The 16,270-nt window shown below is 51.1% G+C and carries 16 protein-coding genes; 5 read left to right on the top strand and 11 right to left on the bottom strand.

Features of this window, described 5'->3' with window-relative positions:
* Positions 1-50 precede the first annotated feature (50 nt).
* The 11 genes from DU002_RS14240 to DU002_RS14190 all read right to left on the bottom strand — a co-directional run bounded on the left by DU002_RS14240 (position 51) and on the right by DU002_RS14190 (position 10,202).
* The gene (locus tag DU002_RS14240; protein ID WP_114339072.1) at positions 51-614 is read right to left on the bottom strand and encodes a hypothetical protein; all 564 of its coding nucleotides are present in this window, start codon (positions 612-614) and stop codon (positions 51-53) included.
* Entirely contained in the window at positions 614-1,003 is a 390-nt protein-coding gene (locus tag DU002_RS14235; protein WP_158538065.1) for an AHH domain-containing protein, read from the bottom strand. Before DU002_RS14235 ends, DU002_RS14240 begins: the two co-directional genes overlap by 1 nt.
* Before the next feature lie 378 nt (positions 1,004-1,381).
* Positions 1,382-3,232, bottom strand: coding sequence for an alpha-amylase family glycosyl hydrolase (locus DU002_RS14230; RefSeq protein ID WP_114339070.1), 1,851 nt, complete (start codon positions 3,230-3,232; stop codon positions 1,382-1,384).
* A gap of 441 nt (positions 3,233-3,673) precedes the next feature.
* Positions 3,674-4,957, bottom strand: coding sequence for a hypothetical protein (locus tag DU002_RS14225; RefSeq protein ID WP_114339069.1), 1,284 nt, complete (start codon positions 4,955-4,957; stop codon positions 3,674-3,676).
* A gap of 174 nt (positions 4,958-5,131) precedes the next feature.
* Positions 5,132-5,392 carry a hypothetical protein gene (locus DU002_RS14220; RefSeq protein WP_114339068.1) on the bottom strand — a complete coding sequence of 87 codons (261 nt, stop codon included), beginning with the start codon at positions 5,390-5,392 and terminating at the stop codon, positions 5,132-5,134.
* Positions 5,393-5,532: 140 nt separating this feature from the next.
* Complete coding sequence (locus tag DU002_RS14215) at positions 5,533-6,291, bottom strand: heme ABC transporter ATP-binding protein (protein WP_114339067.1); 759 nt, start codon at positions 6,289-6,291, stop codon at positions 5,533-5,535.
* A 2-nt stretch (positions 6,292-6,293) separates the two neighbouring features.
* Positions 6,294-7,280: a FecCD family ABC transporter permease gene (locus DU002_RS14210; protein ID WP_114339215.1), complete on the bottom strand. Its 987-nt coding sequence runs from the start codon at positions 7,278-7,280 to the stop codon at positions 6,294-6,296.
* Between the two features lie 47 nt (positions 7,281-7,327).
* Positions 7,328-8,209 (bottom strand): heme/hemin ABC transporter substrate-binding protein, encoded by an 882-nt coding sequence (locus DU002_RS14205; protein WP_114339066.1) that lies wholly within the window; start codon positions 8,207-8,209, stop codon positions 7,328-7,330.
* On the bottom strand, positions 8,206-8,622 hold the full coding sequence (locus tag DU002_RS14200; RefSeq protein WP_114339065.1) for an ExbD/TolR family protein: 417 nt from the start codon (positions 8,620-8,622) through the stop codon (positions 8,206-8,208). The genes DU002_RS14205 and DU002_RS14200 overlap by 4 nt, the downstream gene beginning before the upstream one ends.
* 81 nt (positions 8,623-8,703) lie before the next feature.
* Positions 8,704-9,264, bottom strand: coding sequence for a MotA/TolQ/ExbB proton channel family protein (locus tag DU002_RS14195; RefSeq protein ID WP_114339064.1), 561 nt, complete (start codon positions 9,262-9,264; stop codon positions 8,704-8,706).
* 53 nt (positions 9,265-9,317) lie between these two features.
* Positions 9,318-10,202: an energy transducer TonB gene (locus DU002_RS14190; RefSeq protein ID WP_147271869.1), complete on the bottom strand. Its 885-nt coding sequence runs from the start codon at positions 10,200-10,202 to the stop codon at positions 9,318-9,320.
* A 317-nt stretch (positions 10,203-10,519) separates the two neighbouring features.
* Here DU002_RS14190 and DU002_RS14185 point away from each other — a divergent pair, with 317 nt between their 5' ends.
* The 5 genes from DU002_RS14185 (at position 10,520) to DU002_RS14160 (ending at position 16,079) form a co-directional block, all read left to right on the top strand.
* Positions 10,520-12,565: a TonB-dependent hemoglobin/transferrin/lactoferrin family receptor gene (locus tag DU002_RS14185; RefSeq protein WP_114339062.1), complete on the top strand. Its 2,046-nt coding sequence runs from the start codon at positions 10,520-10,522 to the stop codon at positions 12,563-12,565.
* A gap of 10 nt (positions 12,566-12,575) precedes the next feature.
* Entirely contained in the window at positions 12,576-13,037 is a 462-nt protein-coding gene (gene hutX, locus DU002_RS14180; protein WP_114339061.1) for a heme utilization cystosolic carrier protein HutX, read from the top strand.
* A 4-nt stretch (positions 13,038-13,041) separates the two neighbouring features.
* The gene (locus DU002_RS14175; RefSeq protein ID WP_114339060.1) at positions 13,042-13,599 is read left to right on the top strand and encodes a HugZ family pyridoxamine 5'-phosphate oxidase; all 558 of its coding nucleotides are present in this window, start codon (positions 13,042-13,044) and stop codon (positions 13,597-13,599) included.
* A 182-nt stretch (positions 13,600-13,781) separates the two neighbouring features.
* Positions 13,782-15,158 (top strand): heme anaerobic degradation radical SAM methyltransferase ChuW/HutW, encoded by a 1,377-nt coding sequence (hutW, locus tag DU002_RS14170; protein WP_114339059.1) that lies wholly within the window; start codon positions 13,782-13,784, stop codon positions 15,156-15,158.
* Positions 15,159-15,683: 525 nt separating this feature from the next.
* Entirely contained in the window at positions 15,684-16,079 is a 396-nt protein-coding gene (locus tag DU002_RS14160) for a DUF6896 domain-containing protein (RefSeq protein WP_147271868.1), read from the top strand.
* Positions 16,080-16,270: the final 191 nt, after the last annotated feature.

Genomic DNA, 16,270 nt, shown 5'->3' with positions numbered 1-16,270 from the left:
TGTCGAGTGGCTATCCCGGCTCACGGAATCAATGGCGCTCGCACCTTTGATCATACTTTGTAACTAGCAACTTCTTTAAAAATTAGCCCTGTATAACCATGGCCTTGTATTGCACAGAACAGGTTATTCATGATGTCTTCATCGTCTACCCGGGAGTCAACGCAAAAAGTTTCCGAATAACGCCCTTCTGGGATTTTAAAAATACAACTACGCGGAAGTTTATCTGGATAAAAGACAGCTTTCTCAATACCCACATTTAGAACAGGCACCATAAACTCGCTATTATCAACATCGAGTATATTCTCTTGCCTATTGATAACATTAAGGAGGTACCATAATTCATCATTAACATCGAATGGGATCAGTTCGGCGGAGTCTTCCCATAATTCGACTAATTCTGTAGCAACTTTCTTTGAGATCGCAAAAGTAGAGGTGTTGATATAAGAGATATCTGGAATAGGCTTATTGCTATCTTGTGCCCATTGCGCTTGAAATCGCTTAATATTCCCTATTCTAGATTCACCATTAAACTTCCAATCATTCACATCATAATCGTCAACTGAATACATAAAGCGAAAGTTCGTATCTGGTTCAATTTGCAAGACTCGTTTCATTAGAATTTAAACCTCCCTTTCTGCAACTGATCTGCGATTACTCGAAGAAAAACTCTACAATCCTCTTCCGACTGCGCCGCGCCAATCATACGAGTCACATTCACATAATAAACTTCGGTATGGATCTTAGCATGGTTAGGTGCCTCAGAAAGTTCAGGATGAGGCATGTACTTGGAATTCCTAGGTAAAAACACTCCATTATCAGGGTCATCAATACGAATTTTCCACTGTGCCAATATTTTTCTCGCTTGTCTGGCTTCCATATGGCCGCCAGAAACAATGGCATGTGCGGCGACACCTGGAGGGCGCGATTTACCCGTCGCTTTCATATGACTAGATAAGCGATTGGGCTTATGTTTTTCAGAAAGATAATCCGACTCCCCTTTCATGAACTTCCTATCGTGCTGATACAGGGAAAGTGAGCGCAATCCATAGAGCACGGTTTTAGAAGCTATTTTGTTGTACAACCGTGCCGCATGCATAGCGACTTCAGCTTAAGCGACTGACAAAGTCGTTGAGTCACAACATCGCCACGCGGTCATTACTGAGTACGGTGCGTTCAGCTTGATAGTGCCAATGGCTGGCGGTCACTTGCTGGGTGAGTAATTGTTCAGGCGCTCTAGAGGCGGTAATTTCGCCATTCGCTAATAGGCTATCCTTCTATTCTGGCAAAAATTAGCGGTCATCTATCAACGAAGGTGAGTCACAAAAAAGCCCGGCACGTGGTCGGGCTGGTATGTTGAAAGCAACAACGGTGAGATAAACGATTAGTACCTCTCAAGCACCACTGCGCCATAGGCCGGGATATGCAAGTCCTGGATATCATGGTGCTGATCGCCGTGGCGGGTGGCCTCGGTAAAGTCCCAGATATTAAACGCTGGCCAACTCGTGTTTGCTAACTCTTTGTAATAGCCAGATACGCCTACCGAGTAGTGCCACCAGGTCGTTGGACCAAAATTCAGCACGATCAGGTACTTTCCGCCATCACGGGTAAACGCAGCGATACAGTTGTCGTTATGGAGATGGCAGATCTGGATATCTCCCCATGAAAAAGCTGACATATTAGATCGGCGGATCTCAAACATCCGTTGGAACCAAAGCAGGATCTTTTGCTGATAAGGCATGGTCTCGTAAGTGGTCAAACTTAAACGGTGATCCCACCAGCTGCCACCACCTTCAGGCCTGCCATTCTGACCAAACTGAAGCCACTCGCCACCCTCCTGGCCCATAAAGATCATCGGGATCCCGCGGGAGAAGATCGTCATAGCAGCCGCCAACTGGGACATATTCCAGCCCATACCGTTACGGCCAATCTTCGCCACCCGTTTATCTTCGTTGCCCACTTCATCGTGTGACTCAGTGTAATTCACCGCATCCTGCCAGTTATCGCCAAACGGTGTCAGCACCTTGCTCAGCTCGTCCAGATGCCCACCTGCCAATACGGACTTAGCATGATCGTGGAAACTGTCACACCACTGAGCATCGAATGGCCCATGCCAATCTCCGCCCCAATTGCTGTGCGTGTGTTCTTTGGTCACATACCAGTTATCTGGCAACTCCTCGGCAATCAATAACAAGTTGGGATCCAGCTGTTTCATTCGATAGCGAAGCTCTTTAATAAACGGCCAACCACTGACACCGCCTGGATAACGCACATGGTTCGCCCACATATTCCCCTGATGGAGGATATGGGTCATATCGAAACGGAAACCATCGATATGGAACTCTTTGGCCAGATACAACAAGCTATTGATAAGAAAATGACGGGTCACATCACTGCCGAAGTTAAGCATCGGCCCCCAAGCCGTATCCCCAGAAACATACTCAGCTTGATTGAGCTGCCACAGTACGTTGTCTCGATTACCTATATGATTCAGCACCACATCCAAAATCACCGCCATACCATTTTGATGCGCCGTATCGACTAGCTTTTTCAGATCGTCCGGCGAGCCGTAGGAGTCCTCAATGGCATAGAAAAATGTGCCGTTGTACCCCCAGCTGACATTGCCAGCGAAGGCATTCACCGGTAACAGCTGCAATGCGGTTGCGCCGGTATTTTTGATATAACCGGGCAGCTCTGCCGTCACCGTTTGCAGCGGATTCAACTCAGGGTAACGCCCACTAAAGCGCAGCGGGTGCAGCTGATAGATGCAGTAATACTCCCAGCCGGGACGCTGCCAATCGCCATCCTGCCACGGGTAATCAGACGCCGACACCAGCGAATTGCCATCTAAACCAGTGTGCTCAAGGCGACGGGCGGCGGGGTCTTGGTAGTAAAACCAAAGCCCGTTTGCCTGATACTTCACTCGAAAACGATAGCGCTCACCATCTTTGGGCCGAACAGTGCCAGCCTTGGAAACCGAGCGGTAATACCAAAACTTTTTACTGGGTAACACACTCAATTCGATCGGGTTAATTTCCCAATCAGTAAAATCCCCCAGCAGCTGAACCTCGACGGCATGAGAGGCCACATGAAACACGGCATACCACTGGTCTTGCTCGACCACTAGGCCAGGCGCGTAGTGTTCAAAAATATCATATTCAGATAGCAACGATGCTGCGATAGGATCGGCAAGATCTCCATCTCTTGTTGCCGCAGGCTGTTTTGTCTCAGACATAAATACCTCCGAAAGCAGTTGGAAATAGGACCGGACGGAACGTCCCGGACAACTCCCGAGGTACACCAGCACCACATCCTCTGGTGCTATCAAAGCTTAGTAAGTAACCACAACTTTAATAAGGTTAAATTTGGACAGGGTTTACTGCACGCAGTGCCAATATTGTTCGATTTTGATTTTTAAACATGGTGGAGCAATAGTGTCTGCGCTTCACTAGCGGATTTTGCGGCAATTTCGTGGGGCAAATGGATTTCGCTGAACTTCCCTCCCCCTCCAGCTGACAGACATACCCAAAAAAGCCGATTGTTCGCACTGTCAGCAGCAGAAATCATCGTCGCCATGGCTGCACATTGGTCACCGCCGCGTAGATTGGGTGTCCCTTCCCAATACTCTTTCAACTCATGCTGTCTCGTGTCTGTTGAAAGGTGGCCGGTTAGGCACCTAGTCTGGGTTAAGTTGACGAAGCTGCTCACCAGAGAAAACAGAAACGTTATCCGGTTGTATTCGGATGGGGTATACGAAGTACCGTGCGCCCTCTGCGCCGTCAGCGGGGCGATACAGTCTCCCCAAGTCGCGCTTGATAGGCTGTAAGCTTCCTCGCTTTCCCATCAGAACCGTCTTCCGTGAGAACTTCTTGGTTCCCCAGGCTCCCGCATCGCCTATTACCTTGTCTAACACCTCGGCTGGAAATTGCTGATCCTTTTGGTCTTTGTGTCCCAGCACTAATTCAAGAAGATACACTTTATAAGTGTATACAGGCGCGATAACGCGACCAGATGTTTCCCTATGGATCAGCAAACCGACAGTCGCTATGTGCTTTCCATTGCCGTCTAACTTTATCTTATCAATTGCGTTGCGGCGACAGGACTCCAGAATGTCGTCTTCACTGTGATTTCCCTGGGGGTAGAAAGCCAACTCGCCAGCCTTTTGGATTTTGGCAAACTGAGGGAGCAGTTTGCTCCAGCAGGTGAGTTTAAATGCTTCTTGCAGTGCTCGCCTCATCTCATTCCGCCGCCCTGCAGAGGGCGGCGTAAGAGAAGAAAAGTAATCGAGCAGCGTTTTGCTTTTGCAGGCATTTTCAAACAAGCGATCTTTTTCGTATAGCAGACTTAAAAATTTATCGTTCAGTGAGTCATGTAACCCTGCGGCAGAAAGATGTAGGTGATTTTCATTTTGTATCGGGGTATAGCCGCCATGAACAGGCCTCCCACTGCCTGATCGCACAATAAACAGCAAGCTTTGCTGAAAAGCATTCACTGCAGGAACGAATCCTGCCAAGTTGGCAGTCACCGTATTCAAAAAATCCAGTAATAGGTCGCTTTCTTCAATCCCTGCTTGTTCGTCCGGTTTGATTGAAAAAACATGCACGATGCTGGACAGCTGAGAATCACAACTATCCCTCAGGTTTTGTATCTCATCTGTGATTTCCTTGAAATAATTCGCCATATCAGACTTCTGAGTTACCCAGAGTTCGATGGTATCCATCATTGGCTTAAAAGCAGTCTCATAATTTGAATACTTTTCTTGCAACGATTTTTGGGCTTGATAGAAGGTCGTTCTCGTCAGTTTCCGTAAATCGCCCATTGGGTCCATACCCATGGCTTTCGTAATATCGTTGTAGGTAATCGAGTTATATACGCCCCGTGGAAATCCTATTGATACGCCGTTTTCTCCATACTTGGAATCAAGTTCGGGCAGCATTATTTGATAGACCGGATTGGACATGGCTACGCTCCTTGTGTGTCAACACTTAGAACTTGATACTAGGCGCTGTGTATTAGTTTGTCTGCTTCGCATTCTTACAGGCAGGAATAAACACCTCCGTCTTATTTGACTTTGGTGTCTACTGAATCGGATCAACTACAATTTAGCGGCAGTAGCAGTTGTTAGTATTGAAACCTAACCATAAATAGGAGGTTCCATTGGCGCCATGTTATGGATATCAAGCGCAGGCTCTATTGGCTTCAAGGGTGTACGTAAAAAACTCTTAACTGCCGTGAAGCCAAGTTGCAATGAGATAAGCGCACAGATGACGGATTCAGGAGGATAGGTAAAATACGTTACGCCAGCGGTAAAAGTACACACGTAATGATAACTTCCGGCAAACGCCAAAAAGCCGAAAAACACACTACCGATAGATAAACAGGCTATTTTGTTCATTCGCAACTCCTTTTGAATCTGAGAGGGGTTGGACAAGCTCCCTCCATCTAAGCCAATTTTGAAAGTTGACTCTACCCTGTCGCACAGAGACGGATAAGGTCAAGATATCATCAGCTTAAGCGACTGACAAAGTCGTTGAGTCACAACATCGCCACGCGGCCATCACTGAGTACGGTGCGTTCGGCTTGGTAGTGCCAATGGCTGGCGATCACTTGCTGGGTGAGTAGCTGTTCAGGCGCGCCTGAGGCGATGATTTTGCCATTCACTAATAGGCTGCCCTGATGGCAGTATTGCAGCACCTGGTTGAGGTCATGCAGTACGGCCATCACGCCGTAGCCTTTCTCTTCCGCCAGTTTCCGGGCGAGCTTTAAAATGGCGTGTTGCTGACCTAGATCCTGCGCCGATGTTGGTTCATCGAGTAGTAACAGCGGTGTGGATTCAGCCTGACTCAGTTGCAGTAAAACGCGCGCCAGTTGCACTCGCTGGCGCTCACCGCCAGACAATGACGGATAGCTGCGATCGGCAAAGCCGAGGCAGTCGGCTTGCGCCATCATTTGCTGCACCTGTTTTTGCCCCTCTTGGCGTGAGAGTGTCAGTGGCGTTAAGCCCAGCGCCACCACTTCTTGCGCGGTAAACGGGAAGCTGAGTTGGCTGGCTTGCGGCAAGACACCTAAGTGGCGCGCTCTGGCTAGCGCAGGCCACTCCGACAATGCTCGGCCGTGCAGCTGGATATCGCCGCTAGCGTCCATATCACCGCTGATCACTTTCAGCAGAGTCGATTTGCCTGCGCCGTTGGGGCCAAGCAGCCCCACCATCTGCCCGGCACTGGCAGTAAATCCATCCACATTTAACAGCACGTTGCCCGCCACCTGACAACGGACATGATTAAGTTGCAGCATGGTTAACCCCAGCGTTTGCGTTGCTGGATCAGCAAAGCCAAAAAGAATGGTGCGCCAAGCAGCGCGGTTAATAGTCCCACCGGCAGTTCGGCCGGTTGCACTAGAATACGAGCCAGCAGATCGGCGGTAACTAACAAGCACGCCCCTAATAGGGCTGATAGTGGCAGTAGCGCGCGATGATCCGGCCCCGTGGTCAGGCGCACTAAGTGGGGCACCACCAAGCCAATAAATCCGATAATACCGGCGCAGGCAACCGTCACCCCCACGCCGATGGCACAGAGTACAATCAACTCCAGCTTTAAGCGTTCAACCGCAATACCCAGATGGCGCGCTTCCGCTTCGCCAAGCAACATGGCATTAAGCGCGCCCGCGCGGCGCTGAAAGGCAAAAGCCACCGCCAGCATGGTGACAAAAGCCAGCCACAGGTTGGCCTGCCCTGCCCCAGCCAATGATCCCATCTGCCACACGCTGAGTTCGCGTAGGCTTTGGTCATCGGCAAAGTAACTGAGAAAACCAATCGCTGCCCCCGCAAAGGCGGCAATGGCCACTCCCGCCAGCAGCAATATCAATACCGATGTGCCCTGGGACGATTGCGCTAAGCCATACACTAATAAAGTGGTGAGTAGCCCCATCACAAATGCTGCGGTAGGTATCGTCCACGCCCCCCACGCTGCGGGAAATACCACGATGGCCAATATCGCGCCGACCGCCGCGCCCGATGACACGCCGATAATGCCAGGATCGGCCAACGGATTACGAAACAACCCCTGCATCACGGTGCCACATTGTGCCAACGTCGCACCCACGCAGATCGCCAGCAATAAACGCGGCAATCGTAGCTCTAATACGATCACCTGTTGATACGGTGCCAGTTGGCTCATGGGTTGTTCAAACCAGCCACCGAAAACAGCATCGAACAGGGTCTTTATACTTTCACTGGCGGGCAATGGCATCGCTCCAGACACCAACGACAGTGCGGCACCCACCATTAACAGCGCACTAAGTGAACTGGCGGTATAACCGAGAGACCAACGCTTCAAAGGGTTTTCTCCAACTGCGCGCTGGTACGCTTGGCTTCTGCCACGGCCGCCATACTGAGCCCAGCGACCAGACTACTGCCATCAACAGCAATAATGCGCTGCTGCGATCCCGCAGGGGTGTGCTGCAAAATCGGGTTTGCCGTGAGTAAGCTGGTTACCGCTTGGTCTGTCACTTTGCCCGCCACCAAAATCACCGTCGGTTGCATACTCAACAACGACTCGGCTGAGACATTGCGGTAGTTATCAAACTCAGCGACATTTTGTGCACCAAGCAGGTCAATAAAGGCATCACCCCCGGTACCCGCTCCGGCTAAACGCAGTTTGCTCGGATCCATCGCCAACAAAAACGCCACCCGCTGCTCACTGCGGTCCACTTCATTAAGCAGTCCCAACTGGCGATTCAATTGGATCAGCAATGCTTCACCTTGCTCGGGACGATTTAATGCCGCCGCAAGTTGCTGAATGTTATTCGCCAGATCAGTGGGAGTATCGGCACTGGGCAGTTGTACCAGTTGCACCTTGGCGCTCTCCAGCGCCTGTACTGCCGCCGGCGGCCCCATATGCTCGCTACCCACCACAGTGGTGGGCTTTAAGCTCAGCAAACCTTCGGCAGACAGGGCGCGGTGGTAGCCCACACTTGGCAGTTGCTTACCCTGCGGCGGCTGGCTGGTAACATCGATTGCCACCAGTTCATCAGCCAGCCCCATGGCAACGATCAGATCGGTCGCACCGGCATCGGTACTCACCAGCCGTTCGGCGGCATACAAATTGGCGCTGCTGGCAACAAGCAGCGTGGCACTCACCGCAACGGTGCAAATTGTGGTGCGTAAAGCCCGTCCGGCCGAGGTAAAAACAGAGGGAGTCAGTGAAGTTTTCATGGTTGGCTTTCTTCCATCAAGATCTGGGTATTTTCAACTTGGTGTGCATTGAGTAATGCCAGTAATTTCAACAGCGGTTCCACCGGACTGTTTTTGTCAGCGGCGATCACCACGGCTTTGTCATTGTCGCGAATACTCGCTATCAGCGCCGTTTTGAAGGCTGGCCACTGCTCAAAATGCTGCTCATCAATGGCAAAGGCTGGCGACGATTGTTGCAGTACCAAAGTCAGTGGCTTATCTGCTGCCGGTTGCGCAGTCACTTCGCTGTCACTGGCAGGAATATCTACCGGCAGCGACAACAAGCGGCTATTGGCTGTTAACAGCAGAAACACCACCACGATAAACACAATGTCTATCAACGGGGTCAGTTCAAGGCTGGTGCTCAGCTCACTATGGGAAGCAGTCTTTATCATCAGTATTTGTCTTATTGGTTACGACTTATCTACGCTGCGTTTGGGTTGTTAGGTTTGTTTGGATTAGCACGCTGGCAACGATTAAGCCGTCGCAGGCCACACGCCTATGCCGACACCATCCAGTTTCAGGTTGTCGACATTGATGCCGTGCTCAGCAATCGCCACCAGCTTGTCTACCCACAACTGAAAGCCATGCACACCGAGTACGGCTGGTACGGCGATAATCAGGCCGACGGCGGTGGTTTTCATCGCCATGCCCAACCCTTCGGCTAACATGGCTGGCTCTATCGGCCCGCTATGCACGCCAATCACATCAAACACCTGGATCAAACCGATCACAGTGCCTAGTAAGCCAAGTAGTGGTGCCACCAGGGCAATGATCTGTAATAGACGAATGCCACTGGCGAGGCGTTGTTTCTGACCATGCAGCCACACCGCCACAATCTCTTCCCGTAACGGTTTGGCATACTCTTTATGGGCATGCAGCAAAGCCATGCCACCGGCTGCCAAGGTCCGCTTGTAGCTGTGATAACTGAGCATCACCAAGCGTTCCATGATGATCATGGCGGCCACCAGGGCGCAGGCGACCAAAGGCAATGCCAGTGGTCCAAGTTCAATCTGTAGTTGACTGTAATTCATCATTTTTCAACTTATTAGTTCAGTGTTTGTTATCGGTTTCGTTGGTTGCTGCGGCGTTATTGCAATGAGAATTCAACCGGCACCCGCAGACGCGAGGCGATGTTTACCCCCGCCGCTTGATGGGGATGAAACTGCCAACGCGCGACGGCCTTCAATGCCGACTCATCAAGTACATTCCAGCCCGAGCTTTGCGCGATTTCACGTTTCGCCTGCTTGCCTTCCGCATCCAGCCAGATATCGATCAATACAACGCCTTCCCGCCCCCGCTTACGTGCCACAGTGGGATAACGGGGCGGTGTCGGTGGGGCAGCAAACAGCGGCTGAACAAACTCTGGCTCTTGATGGGCACCATCCGCTTGCGCTGCAGCGGCCAATGCAGGGGTACTCGGCTCGGAAACATCATCGGATTCGAGCGGCTCAACGGCTGCCAACGCTGGTTCTGTGGGGGTTTTGTGTGCAGGAGTAGCCTTTGTCGGCACCGCCTCTGTCGGTACAGCGTCCGTAGGTTCACTCGCTGTTGGTTCACTCGCAGTGAGCACCGCCTCTGCTGGCTCAGTCTCGATTGGCCGCTCAGGTTCAGCTAACGGTTTTTGTGGCGACACAGGTTTAACTTCCGGCTTGGGCTCAGGCTTGATCACTGGTTTGTTCTCGGCAATGAGTGCCTTGGTGGCGCTTGGCTCGGTCATATTTACTGCGGCATCGGTTGGCTTAGCTTGCTGCGCTTGTTTCTCGGCCACAGGGGATTTAGCCGCCGGCACAGCAAAATTAACACTCACCGCCAAGGCGCTAGCACTGGCGTTTGCACTCGCACTGGCAAGGGGGGCAGGAACCACTTGTGACGAAAGCCCAAATAAGACCAGCACTAAACCAAAAAACAGCAGCGCCCGCATCGTCATCAGCGGCCACTGCGTCTTAATGTATCTGTAGAGACAAAAACTCATATCCAACCCTGGTAGCACTTCATCAACGGCGTGATACCCCGAGCTTTAACATGGCTTGCATGCCTTAACGCCGATCACACCCTCAGCCGAAATAAAAACCATGACAGCGAAGATGGAGCGATAGTAACTGGATAAAGATCAAATGTAAATGCGAACCATTTGTATTTGCATTTGATCTTTTTGATGCTAAGGTGCCGCCCTAACAGATGGCCTGAGTAACACGTTGAGCAGCGTTCTCAACTCAACCGCAGTCACCGGGCCCACTAAAAAACCACCAACTAAACCTGGGTTATCAACCAGTTACTTTAGGGACGATTATGCAGTTAAAACCTTTAGCCATACTGATTGGCAGTATGTTCAGTGCCTCTAGCTTTACCGCAACAGCTGCCGATGAGCAGCAGAACGATGGGCTACTAGAGATTAAACCCGTGGTGGTAAGCGCTACCCGTATGGCGCAAGAGGTAGACGAAGTGTCTCGCCCTATTGCCGTGGTTGAGAAAGAAGAAATAGACACCATTCAGCCACAATCGGTGGCACAGGTGCTGAAAAACGAACCCAATATCAGTGTCAGTGGTGGCCCGCGCGCCAACAACCAAAGTGTCAATATCCGGGGTTTAACCGGCAATAAAGTGCTGCAAACCGTTGATGGTGTGCGTCAGGTATTTGAATCAGGACACCGCCCCAGTTACTTCCTCGATCCTGAGCTACTACAAAGTGTTGAAGCGATCAAAGGCCCATCAAGCAGCCTGTGGGGCTCTGGCGCGGTAGGTGGCGTAGTCGCACAAAATACAGTTTCCGCTGGCGATCTACTGACCGCAGAACAAGATCTTGGCGGCTTCGTTAAGCAAGGGTTCAACTGGAACAACGACCAGTCAACCACCACCGGCGCACTGGCGGGACGCACCGACTCGCTCGACTGGTTACTCAGTGGCTACTATCGCGACAGTAATGACATAGAATTGGGCAGCGGTGAGTCGCTGGCTGGTTCTGCATCCCGTGACAAAGGCGTGTTGGCAAAAACCGAATGGCAGATCGATGACGCTCAATCTCTGGCATTCAATCTCAGAACCGCGAATAGCTCCGGCAACGTGCCCTCCAATGGTTCGGCTGACTTCAATGGCACCAGTAACTTCTTGATTAATCGCGATCAAGACACCACAAACCTGTCTGCCGACTACCGTATCGACACCGATTCGCCGCTGATCAACGCTCAGGTAATGGCCTACTGGAATAACGTCGAGATGGACGAATACCGCATCAGTGATGGTCGCAGCGACAGTACCGATCTGGACGTTTATGGCTTAAACCTGAATAACTTATCACTGATCTCTGTCGAAGGGTTTGGTGACATCTCCTTGCTATACGGGGTGGACGGCTATCGCGAAGAGTTCAGCGCCTCACGTCAAGGGGATGATCGCCCGACACCGCCAGAAGCAGATACCGATGTTTGGGGCGGCTTTGTGCAAGCCAATATCCCATTCGCTGAGAGTTGGCAGCTAGAAGTCGGTGGCCGCTATGACTACTTTTCAACCGAAGCCAAAAACCTCGGTCAGGACCGTTCCGATAACGACTTTTCACCGTCAGCGGCATTGATCTGGCAAACCACTAACTGGTTACAGCTGACCCTGCGACATGATCGAGCCTTCCGCGCTCCGAGTTCCGAGGAGATGTATTCCACCGGCACTCACTTCTGTATGGGCCCGGGCTTTTGTAACACCTTTGTTCCCAATCCAGACTTGAAAGCGGAGCAAGCAGCCAATACCGAACTGATGGCGCAAATGAACTTCGCCGGTGTATTTACCGGAGCTGACAGCCTCAATATCACTACCTCCATCTTTGAAAACAAAGTGGACGACTTTATTGAACAGATCGTTACCGATCCCAGCTTTGCCCCGCCGTTCCCAGATCCCGGTACAACCACTTGGGTGAACGTCGATGAAGCCACCATTAAAGGCTTCGAGATCGCCGCCGATTACCACCTCGACAGCTTCAAGCTGGGCTTGGCCTACGGCATAGTGCGCGGTGAAGACGACAACTCCAGTGACGACCTCACCAACATACCTGCCGACACCTTCAATGCTGATATCAGCTATGGCTTCTGGGCTGACCAAATCACCACAGGCGTCCGCCTCACGCACGCCAGAGAGCAGGATAAAACCCAGTATGACGGCAACAGCGATGGCACCACCTATGGCAGCTATACCGTGGGTGATATCTATGCCAGCTGGACACCCAGCAGCATCAAGGCGCTGAAAATCGACCTCACGCTGAACAACGTGACTGACAAAGATTATCGTCAGGCCTGGAGTGAACTCGACGAAGCGGGTCGTGAAGTCATCTTATCCACCAAGTACAGCTTCTAAGGCAATCAATATGATCACTGCAAGCATCGACAATATCGAGCACCCGGAAAGCCTGCCGGGTGAGCAAGCACAAGCACTGCTGACCCTACTTAGTCAGTGGCGTAATACCACCACCATCATCATTGTGGCGGGCTGCGTGTTTGAGTTCAAAGGCACCTTTCCACCCGGTGAGCTGGGGCACGGCTACTTCAACCTCAATGGCGAACTGCCGGGGCTTCATGGCCACCTGAAACTGCAAGCGATCCAAAACATTCGCTTGATGGCCAAACAACATCGCGGCATGGACAGCTATGCCTTTGTGTTTGAAGACCGCAAAGGCGGCACAATCTTTAAGATCTATTTAGGGCGGGATGCCAACGGCACGATCCACCCAGAGCAGTTAACGGCATTTCTAGATATGAAGCGCACAGGAAAGTTGCCGGAATTAGCCACAGGTTCAACAGCACCCGTTGAAAAAATTGCAGAGGGATAAACAGATGTCGAGTGAACGTATCGCAGGGCGTATTAGCCCAGAAATCATGGCCATGTTGAATAACCGAAAAAGCCTGTTCCTCTCTTCACTGACCAGTGAGGGCGAGCCCTATGCGTCACATGCGCCCTATGCGGTCGGCGACGAGTGTTTATATGTATTACTGAGTGAGATCGCGGTACACGCCATCAACTTACAGGCTAATCCGCAGGCCTCGGTGCTGATCATTGAAGATGAAGACAGTGCGAAAGAGCTGTTTGCTCGCCAGCGCGTCAGCTACAGCATGACCGCCGAACTGCTGCCGTTCGAAAGCGATGATTGGCTAAGCAGCCGCGACATATTGTCGGCTCGCCACGGTGAGCGTATCGAACAGCTAAGCCAGCTGCGCGATTTCAAACTGTTTCGCCTGACGCCGAAAAGTGGTCGCTTCGTTAAAGGCTTTGGTAAAGCCTTTGCCTTTACCGGTAAAAGCCTGACAGGTGAAGCCATTGCCCACCTGCGTGACGGTCATAAGAAGCGCGATGACGTAGCCGCACCAGCGCCTACACCTGAGCATGCGGCCTAGCGGCCACAGTTGCATTCGCTTGACCTAGCCACGCCTGATCCAGGCTTTAGCTACGGGTTAAATCACATGGGTTAAATCACTTGGTTTAACCCGTCATATTTAGCCGCCAATTTTAACCGCCATCCTGACCACAACAGATTGGCCAACATCACAACATTTTACGTTTTCCGAGGGTATTCACCATGTCGGCATCTTATCAACACACTCAGTCCGTTCAGCCAACTGCACCTTCCCCTACGCTGACCGAAGATATGACAGGACGTCCCTCCCCTTCGCCACTGCAGTACGCCTTTAGCGGCAAAACAAGCGCCCATGCAGGACGGGGTGGACAACCGCCGTTCGCCGCCGAGGTAGCACAACAGCAGCTAACCAATCTCTTCGGCACACCAGTCAAAGCGCAGGGCAAACGCGCCCTCTATGTGCATATTCCGTTTTGTCGGGTGCGCTGCAGCTTCTGTAATTTCTTTAAATACGCCTCGTCACCCCAGTTGATGGAGCAATACTTTCAATGTCTGCTCGTCGATCTTGAGCGCAAAGCCGCGCAGCCATGGTCGCAAAGCCAACCTTTTGATGCCGTATATATCGGTGGTGGCACACCCACCGACCTCACCGCCGAGCAGATCTACAGTTTGGGCGAGCGGATCCGTGCCTGGTTGCCACTGCGGGACGATTGCGAGATCACGCTCGAAGGACGGCTGAATAAATTTAATCAGCACAAATTTGAGCGGGCGTTAGCAGGTGGCTTTAACCGTTTCTCGTTTGGCGTGCAGAGCTTTGACACACAGGTAAGAAAAGCGGCGAAACGGCTTGATGATAGAGAAACATTGCTTAAGCAGCTGAAAAGCCTGACCGCCAGTAACAGCGCCACCATTGCCATTGACCTAATGTATGGCCTGCCCCATCAAACCACCCAAAGCTGGCAGCAGGATCTGGAAGACACCCTGGAAAGCGGCGTCGATGGTGTTGACCTGTATCAGCTACTTAATTTCCAAGGCACCGGCATTCAGCGGGCGTTGGACAACGGCCAGCTGGACAGCTTAATGGACACACCGCAGCGTGCCCTGCTGTATCGCCAAGGCGCAGACTACCTCAATCAGGCTGGGCTAAAACAGCTCAGCTATTGCCACTGGGCCAGCACAGATAAAGAGCGCAGCCGCTACAACCGTTTGGCCAAATCCGGTGCCGAAATTCTCGCCGTCGGCGCGGGCGCTGGCGGTAATATCGGCGGGTTAAGCTACATGCAGCCACGGGATATCGAGCCTTGGCAAACCGCCTTAGAAGCGAATCAATGGCCGGTGGCCATGATGATGGCCAAAGGCAAACAACATCAGCGCAACGCACGCATTGTCGGTGCTTGTGACCAAGGTGCTGTCTCCGCAGAATTACTTGGTGAGCAAAGGTTCAAACATGCCATCCCACTGTTTTCCGCTTGGCAGCAAAATGGGTTGGCTATGCTGGACGATGAAAAAGTAACGTTGACCCTGGCAGGGCAATTTTGGTCAGTGAATATGGCTAATGGTCTTTTGGCCTATCTGAATGAGAACCCATTGGCGGCATAATGCGATTTTGGAGCATGTCTCAAGCCGATATGCTCCTTAGTTGCAGTCGCTCATACTCGCTCTGATAGCAATGAAGTTGAGGGCTCAATGTAATCTTGCCGCGGCAATGTGCCAACTTCGGTTATTCGACGCTAACTCAGTTCTGCCCCATTCCTTGCTAGAGATACAAGTCGCCAGTTAATCGTGGCATTGCTTTTCTTATTGAAGCTAGGATCAGGCTCCACCCCATTCGCCTCTGCCACTACTTCCCGTCAATGACTACGTCATAGCAATCAATGCGGGCTGCCTTAAACTGCTCAATTCTGTGAACAATAGCTTCACCAGCATCAAAGCCGGTAATCTCTATAACTCGACGTGATTTGGCTAGCTGTTTAGGCTTCTCATAATCTTGATTTGGTTCAGATTCTTGCGTGGCTCGCTTGCTGTATGATTGTTCGATGTTTTTCTGATAGTTATTAGTTCGACGATACCTACGCACCTCCTACCTTGTAAGGTCGTACTAATACACTGTTACGTGTATAAATTATGAATCAAACGTTACTAAAACTTATCTCGCTGTTTCTTTCTAGAGTGCGTGAAGCTGAAGAAATAATGAAGGAAGCCTTCGATATTGAAGAACCTATGTATTTCCGACAGGCTGGCATTGCTCGTGTAGGGAAAATAGATTCTTATTCATATTCCTTTCACGGTATTGGTTGTTACTTTGAGTTTGGAGATTTTGAAGTAGATTACGACTATGCGGAAGATGGTCGAATTGATGGGTTTGATTTGTGGCGCCTCTCTCGTTTCGGGGAACAGTATGATGAATTCAAAGATTATATAGCTTCGGGTAAAATCGAATTAGATTTCAATACGGCAGATGCCTCCGAAGAGATAGTAGAGTTTGAACAAGGTAATTTGTATCATCTTAAAAACACGTAACAAGACAATTAATGATCGCCAGCAAAGCTGGCCGGACCGTCGCTGCGCTCCGGCCCATTATTGTAGGCGCTGGAGGATCCCCTCATAAATCCCCCAGTCCAGCTGTGTGAACCAGCCTTAAAAATTCATTCATAGCCCAGCGTATTCGCTGCTCTGAGATAACAAAGTCCGGCCGTCTCCGAACTTCTTTA

The sequence above is a fragment of the Corallincola holothuriorum genome (assembly GCF_003336225.1).
Lineage (GTDB): Bacteria > Pseudomonadota > Gammaproteobacteria > Enterobacterales > Neiellaceae > Corallincola > Corallincola holothuriorum.
This window is presented reverse-complemented; position numbering and strand designations above follow the sequence as displayed.

Bases quoted from the DNA above. Each gene is read 5' to 3' on its own strand.
- DU002_RS14160 (WP_147271868.1), top strand. From the start codon at position 15,684: ATGAATCAAACGTTACTAAAACTTATCTCGCTGTTTCTTTCTAGAGTG.
- hutX (WP_114339061.1), top strand. From the start codon at position 12,576: ATGATCACTGCAAGCATCGACAATATCGAGCACCCGGAAAGCCTGCCG.
- DU002_RS14210 (WP_114339215.1), bottom strand. From the start codon at position 7,280: ATGGTGGGTGCCGCACTGTCGTTGGTGTCTGGAGCGATGCCATTGCCC.
- DU002_RS14215 (WP_114339067.1), bottom strand. From the start codon at position 6,291: ATGCTGCAACTTAATCATGTCCGTTGTCAGGTGGCGGGCAACGTGCTG.
- DU002_RS14205 (WP_114339066.1), bottom strand. From the start codon at position 8,209: ATGAAAACTTCACTGACTCCCTCTGTTTTTACCTCGGCCGGACGGGCT.
- DU002_RS14220 (WP_114339068.1), bottom strand. From the start codon at position 5,392: ATGAACAAAATAGCCTGTTTATCTATCGGTAGTGTGTTTTTCGGCTTT.
- DU002_RS14185 (WP_114339062.1), top strand. From the start codon at position 10,520: ATGCAGTTAAAACCTTTAGCCATACTGATTGGCAGTATGTTCAGTGCC.
- DU002_RS14200 (WP_114339065.1), bottom strand. From the start codon at position 8,622: ATGATAAAGACTGCTTCCCATAGTGAGCTGAGCACCAGCCTTGAACTG.
- DU002_RS14235 (WP_158538065.1), bottom strand. From the start codon at position 1,003: ATGAAAGGGGAGTCGGATTATCTTTCTGAAAAACATAAGCCCAATCGC.
- DU002_RS14240 (WP_114339072.1), bottom strand. From the start codon at position 614: ATGAAACGAGTCTTGCAAATTGAACCAGATACGAACTTTCGCTTTATG.
- DU002_RS14190 (WP_147271869.1), bottom strand. From the start codon at position 10,202: ATGAGTTTTTGTCTCTACAGATACATTAAGACGCAGTGGCCGCTGATG.
- DU002_RS14175 (WP_114339060.1), top strand. From the start codon at position 13,042: ATGTCGAGTGAACGTATCGCAGGGCGTATTAGCCCAGAAATCATGGCC.
- DU002_RS14195 (WP_114339064.1), bottom strand. From the start codon at position 9,264: ATGATGAATTACAGTCAACTACAGATTGAACTTGGACCACTGGCATTG.
- DU002_RS14225 (WP_114339069.1), bottom strand. From the start codon at position 4,957: ATGTCCAATCCGGTCTATCAAATAATGCTGCCCGAACTTGATTCCAAG.
- hutW (WP_114339059.1), top strand. From the start codon at position 13,782: ATGTCGGCATCTTATCAACACACTCAGTCCGTTCAGCCAACTGCACCT.
- DU002_RS14230 (WP_114339070.1), bottom strand. From the start codon at position 3,232: ATGTCTGAGACAAAACAGCCTGCGGCAACAAGAGATGGAGATCTTGCC.